Below are 6,555 nucleotides of genomic sequence, written 5' to 3'. Positions count from 1 at the left end.
GCAATCGGACAGGAATGAAATGGATGTGTGCCACACCTTTAAGGTGGGGCACACGTACGTTACTTAGCGGCAGCTTCCAGGTAATCTTTTACTCCCTGCACGATCTTATCTGCCATCAGCTGGCGGAAAGTCGGGTCTAATACTCTGGCCTCATCGCCGGGGAAGCTCAGGAACAGGGTTTCAATGAGGGCATCCGGAAACTCCGTGGGATTGTTGAGAATAAAATTGAAATTACCGTTACAGCCAAAACCTGATAAACCGGTTTCCAGCATGCGGTTGTAAATAAAACGGGCCAGCGGCTCGCAAAAAGGGTGTTTGTAATAAGTGGCGGTACCCTTTATATCCACCGGGTTTACGGAAGAGTTGAGGTGAATGCTTAAGAGCAGATCAGGATCTGCGCGGCGGAAATTGGAAAGGCGGTCTTCATTGGCCACAAACTGATCCCGTGTGCGGGTGGCAATAACGGTGGCGCCTTCTTTTTCCAGCGCGGCTTTTACCAGCAGGGAAATGGAAAGGCTCAGCTCTTTTTCATACACGCCCATATTACCCAAGGCGCCTACATTGCTGCCGCCATGGCCGGCATCCAGCCCAATGGTAAGGTTTTTCAGCTGCAGGCTGGCGGGTGTGCGCTTTACTTTTACATGCAGGGTATCGCCGGTATAATAAACCTTGTATCCCCATGGAAAAGCATGATGCAGGTTAATGACCATGCGGAACACTTCCGGCTCTATCTGCTGCCAGGCCACCTGCTGAATTTCACGGGTAGTGCCCAGCTGTGTTTGCAGCCCCTCTTCGGCATAAGCGCCATACACATCCACAATGATCTTACCGGGCTCCACTTCCTGGGTTGAGGTATAGGGCAGCTTATCTGCCAGGGGCACGGATACGTAATCGTAGTCCTCATCGGCCCAAACCCTGGCTGTGTTAATAATGCTTATGGGCGCCAGCTCCTGCCGGGTGGCAGTGTCCAGCAGGGGCTCCGGTATATAGGCTATGTGGCGGGGCGCCAGCTTTATTTTATAATAATCCCCTTCCCGCCCGGCAATGTGCAGCAGCACGCCTTCATCCAGGTAACCTATTTTTTCAGGGCCCAGGCGGTCGCCATGGGGCGAGGTGGTGAGGTAGGTCATGTTATCAATCGTGCGGCCGGTGAACAGCCCTTCATTACGCATAAAGCTGTAGTAATTGCCGCTTTCCTTTACGGTGCTGTTGCCATTACTATCCTGCAGGGTTACTTTAATACGGCCAAACAGCAGGCTGTCGGTATCCTGTATTATATACTGGCCTTCGTAGAAGCCGGGCACGCCCTGCGTTTCATTTGCCGGCAGCTCCTGCAGCGGCCTGTTATTGATCCAGGTGGCTTTGCAGCCGGGGTAAGCCTTCATTTTAATACGCAGGGTATCACCTTCTACCAGCTGCAGGTTGCCCTGGGGCGAGATGTTAAAGTAATCAATGCGGAAAACGGGTGTAACGCCGGGGGGCGGTAAAGGGCGGTAATAATACACTACCTGTTTCGTATAGGTTTTACCGGTACTATCTGCTGCGGTTAGGTTAAAGGCGGTTCTGCCAACGGCCAGGTCTTTTTTAATGGCAAAGGCGCCGGTGGGGTATACATAAATACTATCGTTATTGAGATAAAGCCGGCAACCTTTGCAGGTGCGGCCTGAGAGGTATTGTCTGGCGCTGCTTACATTATTCTGTTCCCTTACAGGTTGGTTCAGGTGTAGTAAAACCTGTGCGATGGCCGGCTGCTGCATTCCGCACAAAATGATCACCAGCAGCCTTTGCAAAAAACGTTTAGTCATGAGCCCCGAAAAATATGTGCAAATGTGCAGATATGCAAATGTGCAAATGCCGATCTACCGGATTATTTCACTTGCACATCTGCACATTTGCATATCCGCACATTTACCAAATATACCGGTTTTCGGCAATCAGCTTATCCGCTATTCTGCGGCGGGCATCTTTGGTATTAAAGGGTTCTGTTTTTGTAAAACGTTTCAGGCCTAACAGCATCATGCGTTGCTCATCGCCTTCTGCAAAGCTGTTAATAGCATCTTTACCGTATTTGTGAATACGGTCGGCAGCATCAGTAAGGTAGGTGCGCACCATATCGGCCTGCAGGGCTGCAGCGCTTTCGCCCTGTGTATCTACCATCTTCAGCAGGCGCAGCAAGCCGCTTTCGGCGGTGAAGGTTTCAATGGCCATATCGGCAATATTCATCAGCAGCTCCTGCTCTGTTTCCAGCTTGGCCATCAGCTTTTGAGCAGCGGCGCCGGCTACCAGCAGAATGGCTTTTTTCAGGCTCAGGATCAGCTTTTTCTCTTTGCTGAAAGGTGTTTCATCGTCGCTGCCAAAATCCGGTATGCTCATCAGCTCCTTCATTACATTCATGGCAGGCGTCATCAGGTCCAGCTTACCTTTCATGGCGCGTTTCAGCGTCATGTCCAGTGTAAGCAGGCGGTTAATTTCGTTGGTGCCTTCAAAAATGCGGTTGATGCGTGCATCGCGGTAGGCTTTTGAAATTACATATTCATCACTGAAACCGTTGCCCCCGTGGATCTGTACGCCTTCATCCACCACATAGTCCAGCACTTCAGAGCCATTTACCTTTAACATGGCGCATTCCACTGCATATTCTTCTGCTGCGCCCAGCACTGCTTCATTAAAGGGTTTGCCGGCGGCCAGCAGCTCCTGCTCCTGCTGCTCTATGAGCTGCGCAGTGCGGAACAGGGATGATTCTGCCATCCAGGTGCGGATGCTCATTTCAGCCAGCTTATGTTTTATAGCGCCAAAGTTGGAAATAGGCTGTTTAAACTGCTCACGGGTGCTGGCATAGTTCACTACCGTGGTAATGGTTTTTTTACAGGCGCCCAGGGCGGCTGCGCACAGCTTCAGGCGGCCTATGTTCAGGATGTTAAAGGCTATGAGGTGGCCTTTGCCAATATCGCCCAGCACATTTTCTGCAGGCACCTTTGCATCCTGAAAATAGATCTGGCGGGTGCTGGAGCCTTTGATACCCATTTTATGCTCTTCTGCACCCAGGGTAAAACCGGGAGTATCTTTATCTACAATAAAGCCGGTGAACTTATCGCCGTCTATTTTTGCAAATACAGTAAATACATCTGCAAAGCCGGAGTTGGTGATCCAGCATTTTTGCCCGTTCAGCAAATAAAATTTACCATCATCAGAAAGCTTTGCGGTGGTTTTGGCGCTCAGCGCATCGGAACCGGAGTTGGGCTCTGTAAGGGCGTAGGCGCCCTTCATTTCACCGCTGGCCAGCTTGGGAATATATTTTTGTTTCTGTGCTTCTGTTCCGAAATATAAGATAGGCAGGGAGCCAATGCCGGTGTGCGCCGCCATGGCTACGGAAAAGGAGTGGCCGGAGCCCAGCGCTTCGTTAATAATGGTGGCGGTTACAAAATCCTTTCCGAGGCCGCCGTATGCTTCGGGGAAGCTGGCGCCCAGCAGGCCCTGCTCACCGGCTTTATCCAGCAGGGAAGGCATAAGGCCTTCTTCCAGCTTATCCAAACGGTCCAGCACAGGCGTTACCTCTTTTTCCACAAACTGCTCCGCCATTTCTTTGATCATGCGTTGCTCCTCATTAAAATCTTCGGGGGTGAATACATCATAGGGAGTGCTTTCTTTTACCAGGAATTCGGCCCCTTTGAGGGATGTTTTTTTATCAACTGTAGTATCCATAACTAGGTATTTGAAAAAATGAAGTAAGAGGTATGAAGTATGATAGCTGAAAGCGATGGCAAGGATATGATTCTGATTCAACTGAATGCCTGGAACTTACACTGCAAACTTCAAAACCCGTGTATCGTAATTTACTTAGTTTGGGGCAAATGGCAAAAGTTGATTAAAATTGTTGGGTTAACAGTATGTCATCTTTTTACTTAGCATATGGCAGGAGCCGTTTTCACGGTGTGCTGGCGGGGAACGGCCCGCAGCTGCTTATTTGCCTGCATGGTTTTGGGGAAAGCGCAATGCATTTTTTACCGCTGGCCGCCAGCATGGGCGAACGGTTCACCATTATTGCGCTGGATATGCCGCTGCATGGTGAAACAGAATGGAATGAGCAACGTGCTTTTACCCCGGCAGATCTGAAGGCGTTAGTAATTCTCGTATTACAGCAGCAGCAAAAAGAGGTATTCTCATTAATGGGCTACAGCATGGGCGGGCGGCTGGCCCTTTGCCTGGTACCGCAAATGGCGGCACAGCTGCAGCACCTGTTCTTACTGGCGCCGGACGGTATTAAAAACAATCCCTGGCATATGTTTGTAACCCGCACCTGGTTAGGTAACCGGCTGTTTAAATATGTAACCTACCACCCGGCCCTTTTCTTTAAGCTGCTGTCATTTGTGCGGCAACTGGGAGGGGTAAACGAAAGTGTATACAAATTTGTTTTCAGCAGCATGAATAAGGTTGATAAACGGGTGCAGGTATACCAGGTATGGACGGCTATGCGCCGTATGCTGCCGGACCTGAAGCGCTGTAAGCAGCTACTGGCGCGGTATAAGATCCCTACGCTGCTGATCTACGGAAAGTTTGACCGCATTATTCCCGCAGTGCTGGGCCGGCGTTTGGTGGATGGCTCTTTTAATGGTGAGATACTGGTGCTGGATAAAGGGCATCAACTAATGTCGGAAGAGCTGGGAAACGTTATTATGTTAAAAATATAACATATATCTGCCCGCAAGGACCGGTCTGTACTTATAACCATTTCTTAATTAAAAACCCATCTAACCTATGTACACAAAGACCGCGGCCACGATAGGGATCCCATCCCTTATGCTGACTGTAGCAGCCTGTAGAAAAAGTGAAATTGTAGCAACTAACTCAAAGCCGGCACCAATTGAAAAACAGGCCCCAACGGATGCTTCCCAAAAATTGGCGGTAGATGAAGTATCAACGCTTGCCCGCGTTGCTTCACCAGTACCCGGTTACGTAGTAGGCGCCACCGGTAACGTTACCGGGCCTCACCTGCATTTTTTGAGGACAGGCCCAAGGGAGCGGTTATGGCAATGACCGTAAACCTAAATGGTAACCTGAGCTGATTGACGGCCCCCTGTGCATGTAAAGCATTAGACCGGTCCTTTTCGGTGCTTTGCAGAGCGGGGGCTCTATTTTTAGTGAGAAAGATATACTTTTGACCGCCCTCCCGGAGGTGAAAGTGATATGAATATTTTTCTCGTTATAGTATTGTTGTTAGGGATCTCCTATTGTCTGCTCATATTGTGGTATGGCCTGGGCTGGAAACGGCTGCCGGCCTTTGTTCCGTCAAAACCCGTTAGCGGCCGTACCCGCGTAACCGTGATCATTCCTGCGCGGGATGAAGAGCAGAACCTGCCGCCCCTGTTAGAGGCCCTGCAGCAGCAAACCTATGCAGCGGCCCTGCTGCAAATAATAGTGATAGATGATTTTTCAACCGATAACACGGCACAGGTGGTAAGCAGCTTTCCTGCATCCAATGTACAGCTGCTGCGCATGAGTGATCACCTGGACCTTACACAGCGCTTAAACTCGTATAAAAAGAAAGCTATTGAACTGGCCATAGGCCAGGCTACCGGCGACCTGATAGTTACTACTGATGCGGATTGCATTATGGGGCCCCGCTGGATCGAAGTGCTGGTACAGTTCTATGAAACGCACTCCTTTAAATTTATTGCTGCTCCGGTGAGCTTTTATAAGGAGTATAATTTTTTTAAGATCCTGCAGTCGCTGGATTTTATGAATATGCAGGGCATTACCGGTTCCGTGGCACAGCTTAAAATAGGCACTATGTGCAACGGGGCTAACCTGGCCTATGAAAAAGCGGTGTTCCATGAAGTAGGGGGCTTTAGTGGTATTGATACCATAGCCTCCGGCGATGATATGCTGCTGATGTACAAGATCTATAAAAAACACCCTAACGGTATCGGCTATCTGAAGAATGAGGAAGCTATTGTGCGTACGCTGCCGGTAGATACTTTAAAGGGATTTATGCACCAGCGTATCCGCTGGTCGTCCAAGGCGGATAAGTATGAAGACAAGCGCCTGACCTGGATGCTGGTTATTGTTTATTTCTGGAATGCAGCCCTGCTGCTGATGGGGCCTGTGGCGGTTTTTTACCCGGAGTGGCGCAGCTGGTTCCTGATATGCCTGTTGTTTAAGATCACTGTGGAGCTGTATTTTATGATACCGGTAGCCCGTTTCTTTCACAAAACCACTTTGCTGGTATGGGTAATTCCCGGGCAGCTCTTTCACATTCCTTACATTGTAATAGCAGGCTGGCTGGGGAAGTTTGGAAGTTACCAATGGAAAGGCCGCCGGGTTAATTAATAATTAAGAATGAATAATTAATAATCGTAAGGCGGGTACTTCAGGTGAATGGATAATTAACGATTAATAATTAATAGGTACTTCGTGGGTGAAGTACTTTATTCTTAATAAGAATTTACCACTGCAGTACTTTATTAATTGCTCATTATCAACAGGACCTTGCCATCTGTAGTATTTAATTGTTAATAAGAATTTACCAACCGCAGTACTTTATTAATTATTAATTAT

General features: G+C 49.0%; 4 protein-coding genes. 2 read left to right on the top strand and 2 right to left on the bottom strand.

Annotated features, from left to right (window positions below; genetic code table 11):
- Positions 1-59 precede the first annotated feature (59 nt).
- Together VIM87_RS09185 and VIM87_RS09180 are read right to left on the bottom strand one after the other, a co-directional pair.
- Positions 60-1,805 carry an N-acetylmuramoyl-L-alanine amidase family protein gene (locus tag VIM87_RS09185; protein WP_331996698.1) on the bottom strand — a complete coding sequence of 582 codons (1,746 nt, stop codon included), beginning with the start codon at positions 1,803-1,805 and terminating at the stop codon, positions 60-62.
- Between the two features lie 103 nt (positions 1,806-1,908).
- Entirely contained in the window at positions 1,909-3,702 is a 1,794-nt protein-coding gene (locus VIM87_RS09180) for an acyl-CoA dehydrogenase family protein (protein ID WP_331996697.1), read from the bottom strand.
- Between the two features lie 185 nt (positions 3,703-3,887).
- On the opposite strand from VIM87_RS09180, the gene VIM87_RS09175 reads away from it, so the two are divergent.
- Positions 3,888-4,688, top strand: coding sequence for an alpha/beta hydrolase (locus tag VIM87_RS09175; RefSeq protein ID WP_331996696.1), 801 nt, complete (start codon positions 3,888-3,890; stop codon positions 4,686-4,688).
- A 496-nt stretch (positions 4,689-5,184) separates the two neighbouring features.
- A complete protein-coding gene (locus VIM87_RS09170; RefSeq protein ID WP_331996695.1) occupies positions 5,185-6,327 on the top strand; it encodes a glycosyltransferase in 1,143 nt (380 codons plus the stop codon).
- Positions 6,328-6,555: the final 228 nt, after the last annotated feature.

The sequence above is a fragment of the Chitinophaga sp. genome, assembly GCF_036569125.1.
Lineage (GTDB): Bacteria > Bacteroidota > Bacteroidia > Chitinophagales > Chitinophagaceae > Chitinophaga.
Note: the sequence above shows the minus strand (reverse complement) of the source record. Positions and strands in the feature narration are given on the sequence as shown.